The following is a 19233-nucleotide window of genomic DNA, read 5'->3' as shown; positions in this document are numbered from 1 at the left end:
CTACCCTCGGGGCTATCGTCTTTGCAGGAGTACCCATGCGGGCCTCCCTCCTCTCCGCTTCCCTGTTGGCCGCTACCAGTGCCCTGGCATTGACCGCGTGCGGTGGCCGCGCCGCCGACAGCAGTCTGTTGCGGGAGTCCTTCGACTCCGGCGACACCTTCTCGCGCACCGTCGATGGGCGTCCGGCCGACGCCTGCGAGGCGGCACGGCGCACGCTGCTCAGCCAGGGCTATGCCATCGCACGGTCGGACGACGCGCAGGTGGAAGGCAGCAAGAATTTCCAGCCGCGCGAGGATGACCACGAACAACTGGTGCTGCGTATCTCGTGCGCGCCGCGCGGCAGCCAGGCGTTGGTGTTCGTCAGCGCCGTGCAGGACCGCTATGCACTGAAGAAGAGCCCGACCTCGGCCAGTGTCGGCGTGGGCGCGCTGGGCTCGGTGTCATTGCCGTTCGGCAGCAATGACGATTCGCTGGTGAAAGTGGCCAGCAGCACGATCACCGATGCCGAGTTCTACCGGCGCTTCTTCCAGCGCCTGCAGCAGTACCTGCCGGCGACAGCGAAAGCGGAGCCGCAACCACAACCACAACCACAACCACAACCACCACCGGCCGCGTCGTCGCCGCCTCCTGCCGAGCCTGCACCCGAACCCGCGCCGGCAACAACGGACCAGGGCTGAACGTGCGCGGCAGGGTGATGGCATGGGCCCTGCTGTTGGGCTGGCCCTTGAGCGCGCTGGCCGCTACGGCCGAGTGCACCCAGGGCCTGCTGCAGCGGCTGGGGTGGCGCTTCGACACCACCGCGGTCACCGCACCGCAGGTACACGGTGGGCCGGTCTGTACGCGAGCCTCGCTGGCCGAGGCGCAGGCAGCCGGTGATCTGCGTGTGCGTTGGCCGGGAACGCTGGCCGAGGCCGACCGGCAGGCCCTGTTGCAGCAGTTGTTGGATGACCCGGCCACGGTCTGTGCCTACGCCTTTGAACTGGGCGGTGCCGTGCAACGCGCTACGCAGGCACTGCAGGACAATGAATCCTTCCGCTTCACCGGTGTGCAGCTGGGCTGGATCGGCTTTGGCGCACGCGGCGCCCCGGCACAGGGTTGGCAGCGGGTGCGCAGCTTCGGCCGCGGCTATGTACCGGCCGCCAGCAACAGCCGCGCACTGGATGCGTTCTACACCGGCCGGGTGCGTGCCGAGTGCGGTGTCGGCCGTCAGGTCGCGCAGCTGGCTACGCAGCGCGAGCTGTATGGCGATGCGGCCTTCGATGCGGAGTTCGCGCCGGGGGAGCTGTCCATCGGCACTTTCCTAGGTCTGCACGACACCGACAGCATCCTGCTGGGCGCACAGGCTGGCCAGTTCCTGGCCGACGGCAAGGCCGTGCGCACCTCGGCGATGGGGCGGCAGGCATTCGTCGGGCTGCCTGGCTTCATCGAACATGTATTCGACAAAGGCACGCTGGACGATCTCAGCAACCAGGCGGAGAACTTCGTCGTGGTGGCGGTGGGCGAGGGTGCCGCGCGGGCCTTGGCAGAACACGGCGGCCTGGCCTGGTACGACCAGCGCAATCGTGCCCTGTGGCAGTTGGCACAGGGCATTCCGCGTGTCGGCCAACGCTATTTCGAGCGGCTGCTGTACGAGCGCGATCCGGTGCTGCGTGCGCAGTTGGCCCCGCGCTATCGTGACGCCGTGCAGCAGATGGACCAGTTGCTGGACGATGCGTTCTACCAGCAGTTCGTGATCTACGCGCACCCACGCGGTATACGTCCTGTCGGTTATCACGTCATCCGCCTGCTCGACCGCAATCCGCGCACGCCGTTTTCCATCGACCTGGCGTTGCACAATCTGCATACCACGCTCTACCGGCGTTGGCGCGAGGCGCAGTTGCGCCACTGCGCAGCCACCGGCAGGCCAGGCAGCCTGACCCTAGACCCCAACTGAAGGTGAAACAATGGATATTGCAATGATCGGCCTCGGCCGCATGGGCGCCAACATGGCCCAGCGCCTGCACCGCGGTGGCCACCGCGTGGTCGGCTACGACCCGGGCGAGGGCGCCCGCCAGCGCGCCGCCGAGGCCGGCCTGGAGGTGGTGGATTCGCTGGCCGCCGCAGTGGCCGCGCTGCCGGTGCCGCGCGTGGTGTGGCTGATGGTGCCGGCCGGCGAGACCGTGGACCAGACGCTGGGCCAGTTGACCCCGCACCTGGCCGAAGGAGACGTCGTCATCGACGGTGGCAACTCCAACTACCAGGACTCGATCCGTCGCGCCAAGGCGCTGGCCGAAGATGACCTGGGCTACGTGGACTGTGGCACCAGTGGCGGCGTGTGGGGCCTGCAGGAAGGCTACAGCCTGATGGTGGGTGGCGATGCAGCAGTGGTCGAACAGATCGCACCGCTGCTGCGCACGCTGGCACCGGCCGAGGACCGCGGCTGGGCGCGGGTCGGCCCGTCCGGCGCAGGCCACTTCACCAAGATGGTCCACAACGGCATCGAGTACGGAATGATGCAGGCCTACGCCGAAGGCTTCGCGTTGATGGAGCGCAAGCAGGAGATGGAACTGGACCTGGCGCAGGTGGCCGAGGTATGGCGCCACGGCAGCGTGGTGCGTTCGTGGTTGCTGGACCTGAGCACCGAAGCACTCAAGCGCAACCCGTCGCTGGATGGCATCGCACCGTACGTGGAGGATTCCGGCGAAGGCCGCTGGACCGTCGCCGAAGCGATTGCGCTGGACGTGCCGGCACCGGTGATCACCCTGTCGCTGCTCGAACGCCTGCGTTCGCGTGAATCGAACTCGTTCACCGACCGCCTGCTGTCGGCGATGCGCAACGAATTCGGCGGCCACGCCATCAAGAAGTCGTAAGCACCGGTTTGACGTAGATCCACGCATGGCGTGGATCTACTGTGTCGACCAAGGTCGACACCCACCAACAGCCGCGTGAACCTGTCGAAGGCGGGGTGGGTCCGGTTGCGGGGGCGTGAGCCGCATGGATGCGGCGACCGAGCTTACATGGACGTACTTGCAGCGTCCCCCGCAACCGGACCTACCCCGCCATCCCACGGAATGCCCGCTTTTGACGTTGCCGTTGCCGTTGCCGTTGCCTCGGCAGGTGCAGGGCGCAGCCCTGCCGATCACCCCACCTGCACCCGCCGCCCTTCGCGCGCACTGTCCACCCCCGCCTGCAGCAACCGCATCACCTGCAGCGCCTGCTGCGCGCTGACCGTCGGCTCACCCTCGCCCTGCATCGCCGCTGCGAAGTCGGCATACAGGCGCCGATAGTCGCCGGGCAGGTTGTCCACGGTGCTGCGCTGCACGTTGTCCTCCGCATCGCAGTGCAGCAGTTCGCCGTGGCGCGGATCGATGCCCCATCCCGGCGCGCCTGGCGCGACGCCGCGACGCAGCTGCGCTTCCTGCACGTCCAGGCCGTGCTTGATCCAGCTGGCTCGCGTGCCATGCACGGCGAAACGGGGTGCAGGCGCAGCGACCAGTGAGCCGGCATGCACGATCGCGCGATGGCGCGGGTAATGCAGTACCGCGTGGAAATAGTCGACGCCGCTGCCGCCTTCGCGCTGCACGGCAAGGTCCGCGTCGATCGCCTGCGGACAGCCGAACAGCACCAGCATCTGGTCCAGCAGGTGCGGCCCCAGGTCGTACCACAGGCCGCTGCCCGGCCCATCCTGCTCGCGCCAGCGCTCGCGCACCTGCGGGCGGTAGCGGTCGAAATGGGCGTGGCACTCGGCGATGTCACCGAGCGTGCCGTTGGCAAGCAGTGCCTGCAGGGTCAGGAAGTCCGCATCGAAGCGCCGGTTCTGGAACACGGTGGCGATGCGTCCGGCGCTGCGCGCTGCAGCCAGTACCTGCTCGGCTTCGTCCACGTTCACCGCGAACGGTTTGTCCACCAGCACATGCTTGCCGGCGGCCAGCGCGGCGATGGCCAACGGCGCGTGCTGTTCGTTCGGGGTGGCGATGACCACCGCATCCACCGCGGGGTCATCGAAGACCTCCTGCGCCGTAGCGCGTATGTGTACGTCACTGAAGGTGCGCAGCAACGTATCGCGCTGCGAACTGACGACGCTGTGCAGGGCCAACCCCGGCGTGTGCTGGATCAGCGGGGCGTGGAAGACGCGGCCGGCCAGGCCGTAGCCGATCAGGGCCAGTTGCAGCTCGGGGCGCATGGGAAGACTCCGCGCGGATCGGAAAGTGCAGGACAGGAACCTCAGGGTAAACGAGATGACTGCGCGCCCGGAAGCTGAACCATTCCCGCTGCAGTTGCGCCCATTCACGTGAGCATGACCGTAGCGCCACGCCTGCACTACAAGCAGTTGGCGACACTGGGCGCACCAACCAGTAGGAGAACCACACGATGAGCACCACGACCCGTACGCTGTTGGCTTCCGCCCTCACCCTGGGCCTGGCGCTGTCCTCCTCGGCCGCATTCGCCCAGGACGCCGCAGCGAAGAGCCCGCCGAAAACTGATCATTCGGCGATGACCCATGCCGACCGCCATGATTCCAACGAGCCGGTCACCGACAGCTGGATCACCACCAAGGTCAAGGCCGATCTGCTCGCCAGCAGCAATGTGCCGGGTACCGAAGTGAAGGTGGAAACGGTCAATGGCGTGGTCAGCCTGAGCGGCACCGTCGCCACCAAGGCCGAGCATGACAAGGCCATCGCCACCGCCAAGGGCATCAAGGGCGTGACCCGCGTTGATGCCGCCGCGCTGAAGGTCAGTGCCGCCAAGCGTTGATCGACACCGCAGGTTGCCAGCAGGGGCGCTCCCAGGGGGGCGCCCCTCTTTTGTGCTGTGGGGCCTGCTCCACGCGTGCTGGTGGGCGGCCCGCCTGATGGAACGATTACCCCAGAGATGTGACCGGCTGCGCTATATTGCCGGTTCCGCTGCGGCCGATCCTGTCCGGATCGCACTCCCACAGCTGGGCTGACGAGGAACTATGGCGCTGGTTTTCAGTGATGACATCTGGGATCGCTGGCGACTGCCTGCTCTGGCATTGGCAGCGGCAGCCATCATCGTGGTCCCGTGGTTGACCCTGCGCAAACTGCAGCAGGACAACGAGCTGGCCATGGGCTGGGTGACCCATACCCAGCAGGTGACCGTGGCCCTGCAGCAGCTGCAGACCGATGTGCGCGACATCGAATCGGCTGCATTGACGCTGTCCAAGGGCGTGGATGCGCCGGGCCTGCGCGAGCGCATGGCCAAGGCCAACGACATCCCCGAGCGGCTGGCCGAACTGGGCCGGATGACCCGCGACAATCCCGACCAGCTGATCCGCATCGGCCGCATCCAGTCGATGCTGGAAGGTCGTATGGGGGTTGCGCGTGAGCTGGCCAGGTCCGAGCCGAACAGCGACCAGCGCGAGCTGGTGCAGGACCTGAGCACGCGCTACCCGATCCGCGGCCTGGTGGAAGAGCTGCAGGCCAGCGAGGAAGCGCTGCTGGCCCAGCGCGCCGCCCAGGCGGAGCGACAGAAGCGGCAGACCAACTTTGTATCGTGGAGCTCGCTGCTGGTGCAGCTGGCGCTGCTCGGCCTGGTGCTGTGGCTGCTGCAACGACAGATCGGCCGCCGCCTGCAGGCTGAACGGCAGTCGCAGCGTGCGGCTGCGCGCGCGGCGTCGGTGCTGCAGACCGTGCGCGAACCGATCGTGCTGTTGGATCGCGAGCTGCGTGTGCAGCTGCACAATCCCGCGTTCTCCGAGTTGTACGGGCTGCAGGATGAGCGCGCCGATGGCCTGCTGCTGGAGAACGTAGGCGAGGGCGCATGGCGTGATCCGGTGGTTCGCCAGCGTCTGGCCGACGTATTGCTGCGCGGCCGCGAACTGTGGGATTTCGAACACGAACAACGCGGCGCCGACGGCATGTCCCGTTACATGCTGCTCAACGCGCGGCGCATGCCGCTGCCTGACACCGACGATGAAGTGGTGCTGCTGACCGTCAGCGACGTGACCGTGCAGCGCGCGGTACAGACACGCGTCGAAGAGTTGAACCGGCAGCTGGAAGGCAAGGTCGCCCAGGTTTCGGAGGTCAACCGCGAGCTGGAAGCATTCAGCTACTCGGTGTCGCACGACCTGCGCGCGCCGCTGCGCCATGTCGCCGGTTTCTCGGACAAGCTGTCGCGGCACCTGGGCGAGGCCGCCGACGAGAAGAGTCAGCACTATCTGGGGGTGATCTCCGGTTCAGCGCGGCGCATGGCCACGTTGATCGATGACCTGCTGGTCTATTCGCGCCTGGGCCGCGCAGCGATGCGCCAACAGACCGTGGACATGCAGTCGCTGGTGGCCGATACGCGCGCGATGCTCGACGCGAACGTGCAGAGCGAGGCCGAGAGCAGCGGTCACGCCCATCAGGTGGAGTGGAGCATCGCGCCGCTGCCGATAGTGGTGGGCGACGAAAACATGCTGCGCCAGGTTTGGCTGAACCTGCTGGGCAACGCGGTGAAGTATTCGGCCAACCGCGAGCCGGCGAAGGTCCGCGTGGACTACCAGCAGCAGCCCGATGGCGGTCATCAGTTCACGGTCAGCGACAATGGTGCAGGCTTTGACATGGCCTACGCTGGCAAGCTGTTCGGCGTATTCCAGCGCCTGCACAAGGCCAGCGACTACCCCGGCACCGGTATCGGCCTGGCCAGCGTACGCCGGGTGCTGACCCGCCATGGCGGCCGCATCTGGGCCGAAGCCGCACCGGATGCCGGCGCCACCTTCCACTTCTATCTTCCCCCCGTGCTCGACGCGGACAAACAGGGCCCCATCGCATGACGACGCTGCGCACCATCCTCCTTGCCGAAGACAGCCCGGCCGACGCCGAAATGGCGATCGATGCGCTGCAGGAAGCACGCCTGGCCAATCCCATCGTGCACGTCGAAGACGGCGTGGAAGTGATGGACTACCTGCTGCGCCGTGGCGCCTTCGCCAGCCGCGAGGAAGGCCTGCCGGCGGTGCTGCTGCTGGACATCAAGATGCCGCGCATGGATGGCCTGGAAGTACTGCGGCAGATCCGCGAACACGATGAGCTGAAGCGGTTGCCGGTGGTGATCCTGTCTTCCTCACGCGAGGAAAGCGACCTGGCCCGCAGCTGGGACATGGGCGTGAACGCATATGTGGTCAAGCCGGTGGACGTGGACCAGTTCTTCGGCGCAGTGCAGACCCTGGGCAAGTTCTGGGCACTGATCAACCAGGCTCCGGAGATCGAGTAGGCCCATGCCCCTGACCGGTCCCGCGCTCGGCGCATTGCGCATCCTGCTGGTGGAAGATTCCCCCGAGGATGCCGAGCTGATGTCTGAACAGATGCTCGATGCAGGCCTTGAGGCCACGTTCGAGCGCGTCGAGAGTGCGGACGACCTGCGCCATGCGCTGGCGCGCTTCCAGCCGGACATCGTGCTGTCCGACCTGAGCATGCCTGGCTTCTCCGGCGACGACGCGCTGCGCATCGTGCGCGACGCGTTGCCGGAGGTGCCCTTCATCTTCGTCTCCGGCACCATGGGTGAGGAGAATGCGGTGGCGGCCCTGCAGAAGGGCGCCAACGATTACATCATCAAGCACCAGCCGGCACGCCTGCCGTCCGCAGTGGCGCGCGCGGTGCGTGAGGCACGCAGCGCCATCGAGCGCTCGCGGGTGGAAACCGAGCTGATGCGCGCGCAACGGCTGGAAAGCCTGTCATTGCTGGCCGCAGGCCTCAGCCACGATCTGCGTAACATCCTGCAGCCGCTGCTGATCATGCCGGACCTGCTGAAGGCGCGTACCCAGGATCCGCAACTGCATCACCTGGCCGACGTGATCGCCGAGTGCGGTCGCCGTGGCCATGAGATGGCCGAATCGATGCTGTCGTTCGTGCGTGGGTCGCGCAAGGCCAGCGAGCGCATCCACATCGATGACCTGTTCCAGGCCGTGGCGCTGCTGTTGCGCAGCAACGTGCCCGATGGGGTCCGCCTGGACCTTGTGGTCGAGGATGAGGGGCTGGTGGTCGATGCCAACTACACCGAGCTGCAGCAGGTGTTGTTGAACCTGGCGCTCAACGCGATCCAGGCGATGCCCAATGGTGGCAACCTGAGCCTGACCGCCAGCCACGGTGGCCAGCGCGATGGTGAGGACTGGCTGCGCATCGCGGTGGTCGATGAAGGCACCGGCATGGATGCGGACACGCTGTCGCATCTGTTCAATCCGTTCTTCACCACCAAGGCCGATGGCACCGGGCTGGGCCTGATTTCCTGCAAGCGCATCGTGGAAGGCGCCGGTGGCAGCATCCACGTCAACAGCCAGCTGGGGCAGGGCACCTGCTTCGAGCTGCGCTTGCCGATGCATGCCAGCGCCGAGGGCGGTGAACCGATCGAACAACTGGTGGCGCTGGGCAGTGGCCAGTCGATCCTGGTGGTCGATGGTGAAGCCACGCGCCTGTCGCTGCTGGGCAATGCGTTGTCCAGCCAAGGCTACCAGCTGCAGCTGGCCTCCGATGGCCCGGCGGCGCTGCGCTGGATGCAGCAGGAGGCGATGCCGGCGCTGGTGATCGCCGATGCCGGCTCCAAGCTGTTGTCGGCCAGCCAGCTGCTGGGCGAGATGGCCACGCTCGGCTACCGCGGCCCGGCGCTTGTGCTGGAAGAGGCTGCCGGGGAAATGCCGGCAGATGTGTTCCCCGCCGGCATCGAGGTGCACCTGCTGCGCAAGCCGCTGCAGATGCAGCAGGTGTTCCGCGCGGTGGCCGACGCGCTGGGCTGACGTCGAGGGAACGCCGTAGAGCCGAGCCCATGCTCGGCTGCTGTCTGCATCGGCTGCGTCAGCCGAGCATGGGCTCGGCTCTACAGTGTGCAGCGGCGGCGTTTCAGCCCGGGCGATCCGTCGTTTCCCACGGAAACCGTGGCAGGCTTTCCACCGCCTGTTCCAGCCGCCGCGACCAGTTCTGATGGATGTCGGCGTACAGCGCTGAATCGGCGCCCAGCCGCAGCTGCTGGCTGATCCGCAGTTCGCCGGCGCGCAGTAGCGCCAGGTCCACTGGCAGGCCCACCGACAGATTGGACCGGATGGTCGAATCGAGCGAAACGATTGCCGTGCGTGCGGCGTCTTCCAGATGCGTGGATGGGGTCAGGATGCGGTCCAGGATCGGCTTGCCGTACTTGGATTCACCGATCTGCAGATAGGGCGTTTCCGGCGAGGCAGCGATGGCGTTGCCCAGCGGGTAGACCATGTACAGGCCAGGCTGTTCGCCGGCAATCTGCCCGCCGAAGATCAGCGTCGCCTGGGTGTTCACCCCGTCATGGCCGTGTTCGGTGTGCTGGTTCTGCACCTGGCTGTCCACCAGCAGGGAGCCGACGTAGGCCGCAGCCTCGAACAGGTGGGCCATGTCGCGCAGGTTCGGCGTGCGCCGCTCGTCTGCATCGCGCTTCAGCCGCGACACCAGCAACTGCGTCGTGGCCAGGTTGCCGGCGGCCATCACCACGTAGGCGGCCTGGCCGGGGTATTCGAACACGTGCAGTTTGCGGTGCACGCGGACATCGTCCAGCGCGGCATTGGTACGGGTGTCGGCGGCGAAGACCAGGCCCTCGTCCACCTCGATTCCAACGCAATAGGTCATGTCGGTGCCCTATCATATGCGTCCCGGATTGTAGGCAGGCCGTTGTGACGATGGCATGCCCGCGCTCCACCTGATTGCCGTCACCGGAACCGCATGACCACCGTGCTCCTGAGCCTGGGCAGCAACGTCCACCCCCGCCGCTACCTCCACGCTGCGGTGGCGGCCCTGCGCGAGCGCTTTGGTGCGCTGCAGGTGTCTGCCGCCTACCGCACCGCCGCCGTCGGTTTCGACGGTCCGGCCTTCCTCAACAACGGCGTTGCCATCGAGACCGAGCTGCCGCTGCGGGAGCTGGATGACTGGCTGCATGCGCTGGAAGATGCACACGGTCGTGACCGCAGCGGTCCGCGTTTCTCCGACCGGACCCTGGACGTCGATGTGGTGTTCTATGGCGACCTGGTGGTGGAAGGCCCCGGCCATCTGCGCATTCCGCGCCCGGAACTGAAGCATGCGTTCGTGCTGAAGCCGCTGGCTGATATCGCCCCGGGTTTCATCGATCCGGTCAGCGGCCTGGATCTGGCCACGCTGTGGCGCGCGCACAAGCAGTACGGCGAAGCGTTCGAGACGGTCGAGCTGGACCCCGACGCGGTGGATTGACCCGACGCAGCCACCCCACGGGTGGCTGAACGATCAACTCACCGTACGCCCACCATCCACACGCAGGGTATGGCCGGTGACGAAGCTGGCCTCGGCCGCCAGCCAGTACACCGCTTCGGCGATTTCCTCGACCGTGCCGATCCGCGCCAGCGGCGTGCGCGCCAGCAGCGCCTCGCGGGCGAAATCGTCCTTGCCTTGTTCCGGCCACAGGATCGCACCGGGCGCCACCGCATTCACCCGCACCTTCGGCGCCAGTTCCAGCGCCAGCGAGCGGGTCGCCATCTCCAGCGCGGCCTTGGCCATGGTGTAGGCGATGTGGTCGCGCATCGGGTCGGTGCCGTGCAGGTCGGTCAGGTTGACGATGCAGCCGTGCTGGCGGCGCAGGTACGGCGCGGCGGCCTGGGCCAGCAGCAGCGGTGCGCGCGCGTTGACCGCATACAGCTCGTCCATCGCCTCGGCGGTGACCTGGCCGAGCGGGGTGGGGAAGAAGTTGGAGGCGTTGTTGACCAGCGCATCGAGGCGGCCGAAGTGGGTCACCGCCTGCTCGACCAGATCGGCCAGGGCGTCGGCGTCGCGCAGGTCGGCCTGCAACGCCAGCACGCTGCCGGGGCGCTCGTTGTCCAGGTTGAAGGCGGCCTGCTGCAGCTCGGCGCTGGAGGTATTGGCGTGCAGCACCACCGACCAGCCACAGGCGTGGAACTGGCGGGCGATGGCCGCGCCGATCCGGCGTGCGCTGCCGGTGATCAGGGCCACGGGGGCGGTGTCACTCATCGAGGGTCCTCCAAGGCTCGGCTATCCTGTGCACCATTGTCACCGCATTCGAAGACGCCATGCAGCCTACCTTCCCCCTGCCCGAAGCCGATGCCCTGGCCCACAGCGACCAGCTGGCCGCCGCCCTGCGTGCCGAGATCCTCGCACTGGGCGGGGCGATGCTGTTCTCCCGCTTCATGGAGCTGTGCCTGTACACGCCGGGCTGGGGCTACTACAGCGCCGGTGCCAGCAAATTCGGCGGCAGCGGCGATTTCACCACCGCCCCCGAGCTGGGCGGCCTGTTCGCCGGCAGCGTGGCCAATGCGCTGGCGCCGGTGTTCGGCCAGCTCGATGCGCAGGCACGGATGCTGGAACTGGGCGGCGGCACGGGCGCCTTCGCCGAGGCGGTGCTGCTGCGCCTGGCCGAGCTGGACGCACTGCCTGCCCGTTACGCGATTCTCGAACCCAGCGCGGACCTGCGCCAGCGCCAGCAGGAGCGCCTGCAGCAGAACCTGCCGCCTGAGCTGGCCAGCCGGGTGGAGTGGCTTGATCGCCCGTTCGAGGACGAGTGGGACGGCGTGGTGTTCGCCAACGAGGTGATCGATGCGCTGCCGACACCGCGCTTCCTCATCAAGGACGGCGAGGTGTACGAGGAAACCGTCGAACTGGACGGGCAGGGCAACTTCATCCGTGGCGCGCAGCCGGCCGACCTGCTGCTCAACGGCGCGGTGCGCCATCTCGAACGCTACCTGGAAAAGCCCTTTGCCGACGGCTACCGTTCCGAGGTGCTGCCGCAGCTGCCGTATTGGTTGCAGGCAGTGGCCGGAGGCCTGCGCCGTGGTGCGATGCTGTTCGTGGATTACGGCTACAACCGGGGCGAGTTCTACCAGGAAGAGCGCGATGACGGCACCGTGCGCGCGTTCTACCGCCACCACGTGCACAACGAGATCCATCGTTGGCCGGGACTGCAGGACATCACTGCATCGGTTGATTTCACCGCCATGGCCGAGGCCGGCCTGCACGGCGGTTTCGACCTGGCTGGCTACTGCAGCCAGGCCAGTTTCCTGCTTGGCAACGGCCTGGACCAGGTACTGACCCTGGCCGAGGAGCGCACCGATGAAGTGGGCCGCATCCAGCTGCGCGACCAGGTGAAGAAGCTGACCCTGCCAACCGAGATGGGTGAGCGTTTCCAGGCCATAGGCCTGCAGCGCGACGTTGATTTCGAACCGGCCTTCGAACTGGGCGACCTGAGCTGGCGCCTGTGAGTGCAGCGTTGCCGGTGATCAAGCCGCTGCGGCGGCCGCGCTTGTGGAGCGCGTTGTGGGTGTTGGCGGTGCTGACGGTGATCGTGGTCTGCCTGATTCCGCCGCCGCCGATCCCGCTGCCGGAAAACAGCGACAAGGGCGAGCATTTCCTGGCCTATTTCATCCTGGCCGGCAGCGCGGTGCAGTTGTTCCAGCGGGGCCGCCCGCTGCTGTGGGTTGGGGCTGGCCTGGTGCTGATGGGCATCGGCATCGAATTTGCGCAGGGCGCATTGACCAGCAACCGCATGGCCGATCCGATGGATGCGGTGGCCAACACCATTGGCGTGCTGGCGGGGATGGCCACCGCATTGACCCCGCTGCGCGACATCCTGCTGCGCTGGCGGGGGTAACGTTCCTGTAGAGCCGAGCCCATGCTCGGCTTGCCGATTGAAAAGCAGCCGAGCATGGGCTCGGCTCTACAGTAGATCCACGCCATGCGTGGATGAATCTCCACGGCGCCAACCAGGGTTGGCATCTACCGGAGTGTCACCTCATCCAGCACCCACATCGCCGGGCGCGTATCGCCGGTGAAGTTGATGCACAGATCCTCCGTACCCGAGGTGCCCTTCGGCAGCGCTGCACGCAGGGTCACGAAGCCGTCGGCATCGGTCTGCGCCGGCAGTGGCACCTGCGCCAGTACCTTGCCCGCGCAGTCACCGCGACGGATCAGCATTTCGCCGTGCGCGCTCCGGGCTTTCTCGAAGCGGCGCTTCGGCTCGTCGTGGGCCAGCTGGAAGTAGTACGGAATGCGGCCCGCGCGCACTTCCACGCTGCCGATGCCATCGAACTGTGCCTGCGGCCAACGCCAGCAGGGCTGGAAGATATCTACGGTGAATACCGCGCGCGCACCTTCGCGCGGGCCATCGTCTTCCAGGCGCAGCACCAGGCCCTTCTCGCCCACACAGCTGCGCAGTTCTTCGCTGTGCCGCGACAGCAGCGACTGCGCGGTGTACGACGCCACCGTCGGCTTCGCAGCCAGCGGCTGGCCCTGGTAGAACGCAGCCGCCTGCACTGTCGCTGGCAGCGTGGACGTCAGCGGCTGCTGGTACAGCGGCGACTGTGCGGTCACTGGCGTTCCGTCGCTGCTGTAGCGCACTTCATAGCCCAGCGGGTTGGCCAGCGACACGGTCACCGTGTTTGCCGCGCGGTCATCGGTGTAGGCCACACCTACTTCGAACGGCGTCTGCGCATATGCCAGGCCCCAGGCCCGGTAGCGCTGCAGCTGCGAGGGCAGGCGGGCCAGGAAGTCGCGGAAATCACGCTGCTCCGGCGTGCTCCAGCCGGTCTCGGCCACGGCGGCCAGTCGCGGGAACAGGTTGTGCTGCAGGCGCGCGTAGGTGCGCGTGTGCTCGGTGAACATGTTTGCCTGCAGGCCGAGGATGTGACCGCGCTTGTCGGCGGCCAGTTCGGCCGGCACCGGTTCGTAGTTGTAGAGCTTGGCCAGGTTCACCTGCGTCGGCCGGCCCGGCGGCTCGTTCGGCGATGCGGTCTGCAGGTAATCCAGGTACAGATGGCTGACCGGCGACATCACCACATCGTGGCCCGCGCTGGCCGCGGCCAACCCACCCTCGGTACCGCGCCAGGACATCACCGTGGCCTGCGGCGGCAGGCCGCCTTCAAGGATTTCGTCCCAGCCGATCAAGCGACGGTCGTGTTCTTCCAGGAAGGTTTCCAAGCGCTTGATGACGTGGCTCTGCATGGCCATCTCATCCTTGATGCCGAGCGCGCGCATGCGCTGCTGCACCTGCTTTGAGGCCTCCCACTGGTCCTTCACTGCCTCGTCGCCACCCACGTGCACGTACCTGGCAGGGAACAGGGCGATGACTTCTTCCAGCACGTTTTCCAGGAAAGTGACGGTGCCGTCCTCGACGTTGAACAGATTCGGGAACACACCCCATTCGCTCAACGGCTTCAGTGGCGTGTCGATCGTGCCCAGTTCCGGATAGGCAGCGATGGCAGCGGTGGCGTGGCCGGGGACATCGATCTCCGGAATCACCTGGATGTGCAGCTTGGCGGCGTAGGCGATCACTTCGCGGATCTGATCCTGCGTGTAGAAGCCGCAGTACGGATGCTCCTTGCCGCTGACCGGATCGATGCCACCGTCACCGGCCGGCAGGCGGCAGCTGCCGACGCCGGTCAGCTTCGGGTAGCGCTTGATCTCCATACGCCAGCCCTGGTCGTCGGTCAGGTGCCAATGGAACGTGTTGAGCTTGTGCGCGGCCATCGCATCGAGCACGCGCTTGATCTCGTCCAGGCTCTGGAAGTGCCGCGCCGAGTCGAGCATGAAGCCACGCCAGCTGAAACGCGGCGCATCCTGGATCTGCACGGCCGGCAGCACGCCGTTGCTGCCGCCGGTGGCGAGCTGGGCCAGGGTGGTGGCGCCGTAGAACAGGCCGGTCTCGTTGCCGGCCTGCACCAGCACGCCCTGCGCGGTGCTTTCCAGCGTGTAGCCCTCGCCACTGTCGCGGAAGGTCGGCACGATCTGGAAGCGGATGCTGCCGCTCTTGGCGGCGGCCTTGCCGTTGGCCACCGCCAGGCGCGGCCCACCACTGCGCGCCAGCAGGTCGGCGAACTGAGCGGCGACACGCTGTGCGGCTTCGCCATCGGCCTGCAACACGGTGGCCGCGCCGACGGTGATGCCCGCGCCGTTGCCGCGCTGCACGTTGGCCGGTGCGGGAATCAACATCAGGCTGCCGGCGCGCAGCTGCGGGCCGGGGCCGGTATCGAGTGCCGGGGCATCGGCGGCCAGTGCCGGCAGCACGGGCAGGGCGGCCAGCAGGCTGCCCAGCAACAGAAGGCTGCGCATCCTGGCGCGGGTGGGCTTCGTCATCGGAAGGACTCCTTGGATCGGGTGCGATGTTCGCTATACATGAAAAACGCCGGGCCCGGAATGACCCAGGCCCGGCGTGCGTGCACGACTCGGCGATGAAGCTGCCGCTGGATCAGTACTTGAAGCGGAAGTTCAGGTAGTACTGGCGACCGTTGCTGTAGAACGAGGTCGGAATGGCCGCGGTCTGGTAGTACTTGTAGGTCGGGTTGTTGAGGTTCAGGCCATCCAGGCTGATGCTCAGCCAGTCGGTGGCCTTGAAGCTCAGCGACGCCGACAGCGTGCCGAAGTCATCCTGGTAGTACGGGTTGGTGCCCGACAGGCTGATCAGGAACGAAGAACGGTGGGTGTAGCTGACCCGTGCACCGAAGCGCTCGTTCTCGAAGTAGGCACCCACGTTGTAGGTGTTCTTCGAGGTGCCCAGCAGGTTGTGCGAACCATCGGACCAGGTGTGCGCGGTGCTGCCGTTGGCGTAGGTGTAGTTGGCATTGACGCCGAAGTACTCGCCGATCGGCTGCTCGTAGGCCACTTCCACGCCGGTGACCTTGCCGTCGGCATTGATCGGGGTGGAGATCTGGTAGGTCTCAAGCTGGTTGGTCAGTTCGCTGTACAGTTGGCGCGAGACCACGTCGAAGGCGATGTAGTCCTTCAGGTCCATGTGGTAGGCGCCGACCGACAGCAGGCCGCGCGGCATGAAGTACCACTCCAGGTTGGCATCCAGGTTGGTGGACAGGGTCGGCTTGAGGTTCGGGTTGCCGCCGCCGCCGGTCCGGTTCAGGTCCGAACCGTACGACGATGCGCCCAGCGCCGAGTAGTCCGGCAGGGTCTGGGTCTGCGAAGCGGCCACGCGCAGCACGAGGTTGTCGTCCAGGTCGAACTTGATGTTGGCGCTGGGCAGCACGCGGTTGCGCTTGTTCTGGAAGGCCACGCTCTCCCACATGCCGAACAGGCTGCTGACATCTGCGTCGGCGGCCTTGCTTACGGCGTTGTAGGTGTTGATGTCCTGCTTGATGTTGACGTAGCGCAGGCCCAGGTTGCCGCTCCACCAGTCACCGCGGAAGTTGGCCTGCACGTAGCCGGCGAAGTTCTTTTCCTTCACCTGCCACTCGGCACCGTAGTTGTGGCGACCGGTCGGGCCGTCGTTGCCCGCCAGCCAGGTGGAGTTATTGGTCACCGCATCCTTCAGCGCACCCGGGGTGAAGTACCAGATGTTGCGCGGGAAGGTGCCGCCGATATCGCCAGCGAAACCGTTCGGATAGTTGGAGGTGGCACCGTTCTTCAGCGCACTCCAGATGTCACCCGGGGTTGCACCTTCCGGCGACAGTGCTTCGCGCTTGTGGTCGGCGAAGCGCAGACCGAAGTCGATGGAGCTCAGCACGCCGCCGTCGTTGAAGTACTGGTTGAAGTCGAGCGTGGCCCACTTCTCTTTGTCCTCGGCGGTGACCTGCTGGTTGCCCCAGGTGCCGAAGCTGGTCACGCCGTTGGGCGAGAGGTCGCCGCCGACGTTCCAGTCGATCGGCGAGCCGCTGCCGTGCGTGGCCCAGCTGGCGCCACCGCCGCTGCCCACGGTGACCTCGGCGATGTACTGGCGCGGGGTCTCACCGGTGCCCTTGGTGCTGCCGGCCTGGAACTTGGCGGTCAGGCTGTCGCTGATCTGCCAGTCGGCATCGAAGGTGACGTAGCTCGACTTGGCCGTCGACTCGCGGTAGATCATGTCGTACACCGCGTAATTGGTGCCCGGCACGCCCGCGTAGGTGGCGTTGGTCAGCACGCCATCCTTGACCACATAGCCCGGATTCGGCGCCTGCGACTTGGCGAAGCTGTTGCCGAACATCATGAAGTTGCGGTTGTAGTTGTTGGCTTCCAGCTTGGAGCTGAAACCGTTCAGGCCCAGGGTAAGGGTATCGGTCGGCTTGAACTGCAGCGAGACCAGGCCACCCTTGCGCTCACGGGTCTGTTCGAACAGGGTCGAACCCAGCAGGCCGGGAACGTTGACGCCGATCAGGTCCGGATTGGTCTTGGCAACCGGATCGCCGGCGCCGATCTTGAAGAAGCCGCCCGGAATTTCCTGCGCTTCACGGCGCAGTTCGCGCTTCTGGCTGAAGCCCTGCACCATCACGCCGAAGGTGTTTTCTTCGTTCTTGTAGTTGAACAATGCCGAGTACTGCGGGTCGTTCGACTTGGCCTGGTCCGAACGCACCATGCCGATCGACCCTTCAGCGGTGAACTGCTTGGAGAACTCCAGCGGCTTGCGGGTGATGATGTTGACGGTACCGGTGGTGCCGCCGTCCTGCAGCTTGGCCTGCGAGGACTTGTTCACTTCCACCGAGCTGACCAGTTCCGACGGCAGCAGCGAGTAGCTGACGCTGCGGCCGACGTTGTTGCCCTGGCTGAGCACGAACCAGTCGGCCGAACCGACGGTGTGGCCGTTGATCAGGGTCTGGGTGAGGCTGGGGCTGGTGCCGCGCAGGCTGACACGGTCGGCTTCGTCGAAGCCGCCTTCATCGGCGCTGGACGAGCTGATGTTGACGCCCGGCAGGCGCTGCAGGGTGTCGGCAACGTTGTGCGCCGGCAGCTTGCCCACGTCTTCGGCGGTGACCACTTCCACGCGCGCATTGGCTTCGCGCTTGGTGTCCAGCGACTTCTCCATCGAACCGCGGATACCGGTAACGGTGACGGTGTCCAGATCGGTGGCGGTCGGGGCGGCCTGCTGCGCGTGCGCACTGAAGGCGATGCAGCTGACGATGGCGGCCGAAAGCAAGGTCTTGCGGGTATTCATGATGTCTCTCCTCATCACTCGATTGGATGCCGGCGGCGATATGGGATTGCGGTTGCGATGACGTGCGCGGGGCGGCGGCGATGTCCCGGGCATTGGCGTGCCACGTACTGCGTGCTGCGATTGCGTTGAAGCCGTTTGCAGGTTCAGGCGTCGGCGTGGAGCAGGTACCAGCTGGCAGCGCCGATCACGCCCAGCTGTCCGTGTTCGACCACCTTCACCGGGATGCGTGCCAGCGCCTCGCCCATCGGCCCCTTCTGCAGGTAGCGTTCGACGAAGGTGCTGGTACGCAGGTACTCGCGGATCTGCGGCAGGATTCCACCGGCCAGGTAGACCCCGCCGTGGGCGCCATAGAACAGGGCCATGTCGCCGATGGTGCTGCCGAGCAGGCCGCAGAACACATCCAGCGCCTGCCGTGCCAGCGGATCGCTACCGGCCATTGCTGCGGCGGTGACCGCATCGGGGATGGCCAGCGCCGGCGCCTGGTCCTGCAGTGCGCAGATCGCGCGGTACAGGTTCATCAGGCCGGGGCCGGAGATCGCATGTTCGATGGACACATGCGCGCGGTCGCGCTGCATGTGGCGGACGATCGCCATTTCCAGTTCGGTGCTGGCGGCCAGGGTCGGCTGGCCGGCTTCGGTGGCCAGCACCACCGGGCCGTTGGCCGTGGGAATCCACAACGCGGCACCCAGGCCGGTGCCGGGGCCGACCACCAGGGTCGGGCCGCGCGGTGCACTGTCCGGGCCACACAGGTGCAGCACGCCACTGGCATCGACCTGCGCGGCTGCATAGGCCACGGCTTCGAAGTCGTTGACGATGTGCACCCGCTGCAGGCCGACATCGGCCTCGATCTGCCGGGCCGACAACGGCCATGGCACGTTGGCGGTGATCACCGTGCCGTCTTCGCGGGCATAGCCAGCGGTGGCGACCACGCAGTGCGACGGGCGCGGGCCGTCGGCCAGGAAGTCGGCGAGGATCGCGCTGAGCCCGGCATGGTCGGCATTGCGGTACTTGCGGTAATCGAGCACCTGCACCGGATGGGCATCGTCGCCACTGGCCTGGACCCGGGCAACACGCACATGGGTGCCGCCAACGTCGGCAGCCAGGAACGAGGGCGCGACGCGGGACAGGACATGGGCCGGGGCGGGATGGCTGGCGGTCACGCGGGCTCCTGCAGCAGGTGGGGCCGGCCCCGGGAAGGGCAACGATGAAGCCGGCGATTGGGGCGGAGTCTGTAACCGCGTTGACAACGATGTCAACGAGTTCGTGACACTTTCGTTGCTGCGCCGCAGCGAATGCAGATCGCCGTAAACGTTTACATGGCGTGAGTGCGGCATCCATGGCAGAACCGTTGCAGCAAGGGGCTTCAAGGGCGAAGCGCATTCAGCGGATGGCCGTGCAGCGGGCTTGCGCAGTGCAGCA

General features: G+C 66.6%; 16 protein-coding genes. 10 read left to right on the top strand and 6 right to left on the bottom strand.

The window, feature by feature from the left end:
* The first annotated feature begins 35 nt into the window (after positions 1 to 35).
* The 3 genes from GIW57_RS13800 to gnd are packed head-to-tail and all read left to right on the top strand — an operon-like array spanning position 36 to position 2849.
* Positions 36 to 677, top strand: coding sequence for a DUF2242 domain-containing protein (locus GIW57_RS13800; RefSeq protein ID WP_236511558.1), 642 nt, complete (start codon positions 36 to 38; stop codon positions 675 to 677).
* A gap of 17 nt (positions 678 to 694) precedes the next feature.
* Positions 695 to 1933 (top strand): hypothetical protein, encoded by a 1239-nt coding sequence (locus GIW57_RS13795; protein ID WP_236511556.1) that lies wholly within the window; start codon positions 695 to 697, stop codon positions 1931 to 1933.
* A 10-nt stretch (positions 1934 to 1943) separates the two neighbouring features.
* The gene (gene gnd / locus GIW57_RS13790; RefSeq protein WP_176019582.1) at positions 1944 to 2849 is read left to right on the top strand and encodes a phosphogluconate dehydrogenase (NAD(+)-dependent, decarboxylating); all 906 of its coding nucleotides are present in this window, start codon (positions 1944 to 1946) and stop codon (positions 2847 to 2849) included.
* A gap of 269 nt (positions 2850 to 3118) precedes the next feature.
* On the opposite strand, the gene GIW57_RS13785 is transcribed toward gnd, so the two are convergent.
* Positions 3119 to 4162 carry an oxidoreductase gene (locus GIW57_RS13785; RefSeq protein WP_236511554.1) on the bottom strand — a complete coding sequence of 348 codons (1044 nt, stop codon included), beginning with the start codon at positions 4160 to 4162 and terminating at the stop codon, positions 3119 to 3121.
* 188 nt (positions 4163 to 4350) lie between these two features.
* Between GIW57_RS13785 and GIW57_RS13780 the strand changes: the two genes are divergently transcribed.
* From GIW57_RS13780 to GIW57_RS13765, 4 genes are all read left to right on the top strand, one after another.
* A complete protein-coding gene (locus GIW57_RS13780) occupies positions 4351 to 4734 on the top strand; it encodes a BON domain-containing protein (RefSeq protein ID WP_025878697.1) in 384 nt (127 codons plus the stop codon).
* A gap of 202 nt (positions 4735 to 4936) precedes the next feature.
* Positions 4937 to 6754: an ATP-binding protein gene (locus GIW57_RS13775; RefSeq protein WP_100462507.1), complete on the top strand. Its 1818-nt coding sequence runs from the start codon at positions 4937 to 4939 to the stop codon at positions 6752 to 6754.
* Positions 6751 to 7191: a response regulator gene (locus GIW57_RS13770; RefSeq protein WP_025878695.1), complete on the top strand. Its 441-nt coding sequence runs from the start codon at positions 6751 to 6753 to the stop codon at positions 7189 to 7191. Before GIW57_RS13775 ends, GIW57_RS13770 begins: the two co-directional genes overlap by 4 nt.
* Before the next feature lie 4 nt (positions 7192 to 7195).
* Entirely contained in the window at positions 7196 to 8707 is a 1512-nt protein-coding gene (locus GIW57_RS13765; RefSeq protein WP_100462512.1) for a hybrid sensor histidine kinase/response regulator, read from the top strand.
* Positions 8708 to 8810: 103 nt separating this feature from the next.
* Here GIW57_RS13765 and GIW57_RS13760 read toward each other — a convergent pair whose 3' ends face one another.
* Complete coding sequence (locus tag GIW57_RS13760) at positions 8811 to 9560, bottom strand: 20S proteasome subunit A/B (protein ID WP_089236908.1); 750 nt, start codon at positions 9558 to 9560, stop codon at positions 8811 to 8813.
* A gap of 93 nt (positions 9561 to 9653) precedes the next feature.
* On the opposite strand from GIW57_RS13760, the gene folK reads away from it, so the two are divergent.
* Positions 9654 to 10154 carry a 2-amino-4-hydroxy-6-hydroxymethyldihydropteridine diphosphokinase gene (folK, locus tag GIW57_RS13755; protein ID WP_236511552.1) on the top strand — a complete coding sequence of 167 codons (501 nt, stop codon included), beginning with the start codon at positions 9654 to 9656 and terminating at the stop codon, positions 10152 to 10154.
* Positions 10155 to 10187: 33 nt separating this feature from the next.
* Here the strand turns inward: folK and GIW57_RS13750 are convergent, their stop codons facing one another.
* Complete coding sequence (locus GIW57_RS13750) at positions 10188 to 10925, bottom strand: pteridine reductase (RefSeq protein WP_089236904.1); 738 nt, start codon at positions 10923 to 10925, stop codon at positions 10188 to 10190.
* A gap of 59 nt (positions 10926 to 10984) precedes the next feature.
* Here GIW57_RS13750 and GIW57_RS13745 point away from each other — a divergent pair, with 59 nt between their 5' ends.
* A complete protein-coding gene (locus tag GIW57_RS13745; protein WP_236511550.1) occupies positions 10985 to 12169 on the top strand; it encodes an SAM-dependent methyltransferase in 1185 nt (394 codons plus the stop codon).
* The gene (locus GIW57_RS13740) at positions 12166 to 12558 is read left to right on the top strand and encodes a hypothetical protein (RefSeq protein ID WP_100462524.1); all 393 of its coding nucleotides are present in this window, start codon (positions 12166 to 12168) and stop codon (positions 12556 to 12558) included. The genes GIW57_RS13745 and GIW57_RS13740 overlap by 4 nt, the downstream gene beginning before the upstream one ends.
* Before the next feature lie 125 nt (positions 12559 to 12683).
* Here the strand turns inward: GIW57_RS13740 and GIW57_RS13735 are convergent, their stop codons facing one another.
* From GIW57_RS13735 to GIW57_RS13725, 3 genes are all read right to left on the bottom strand, one after another.
* On the bottom strand, positions 12684 to 15038 hold the full coding sequence (locus GIW57_RS13735; RefSeq protein ID WP_236511548.1) for a family 20 glycosylhydrolase: 2355 nt from the start codon (positions 15036 to 15038) through the stop codon (positions 12684 to 12686).
* A gap of 112 nt (positions 15039 to 15150) precedes the next feature.
* Positions 15151 to 17814, bottom strand: a complete 2664-nt coding sequence (locus GIW57_RS13730; RefSeq protein ID WP_100462530.1) for a TonB-dependent receptor — start codon at positions 17812 to 17814, stop codon at positions 15151 to 15153.
* A 143-nt stretch (positions 17815 to 17957) separates the two neighbouring features.
* Entirely contained in the window at positions 17958 to 18974 is a 1017-nt protein-coding gene (locus tag GIW57_RS13725) for a glucokinase family protein (protein ID WP_236511546.1), read from the bottom strand.
* Positions 18975 to 19233 lie beyond the last annotated feature (259 nt).

This window comes from Stenotrophomonas sp. PA-6-5C, assembly GCF_021605635.1.
Lineage (GTDB): Bacteria > Pseudomonadota > Gammaproteobacteria > Xanthomonadales > Xanthomonadaceae > Stenotrophomonas > Stenotrophomonas lactitubi.
The sequence above is the reverse complement of the archived record's forward strand: the minus strand, read 5'-3'. Positions and strand labels throughout refer to the sequence as shown.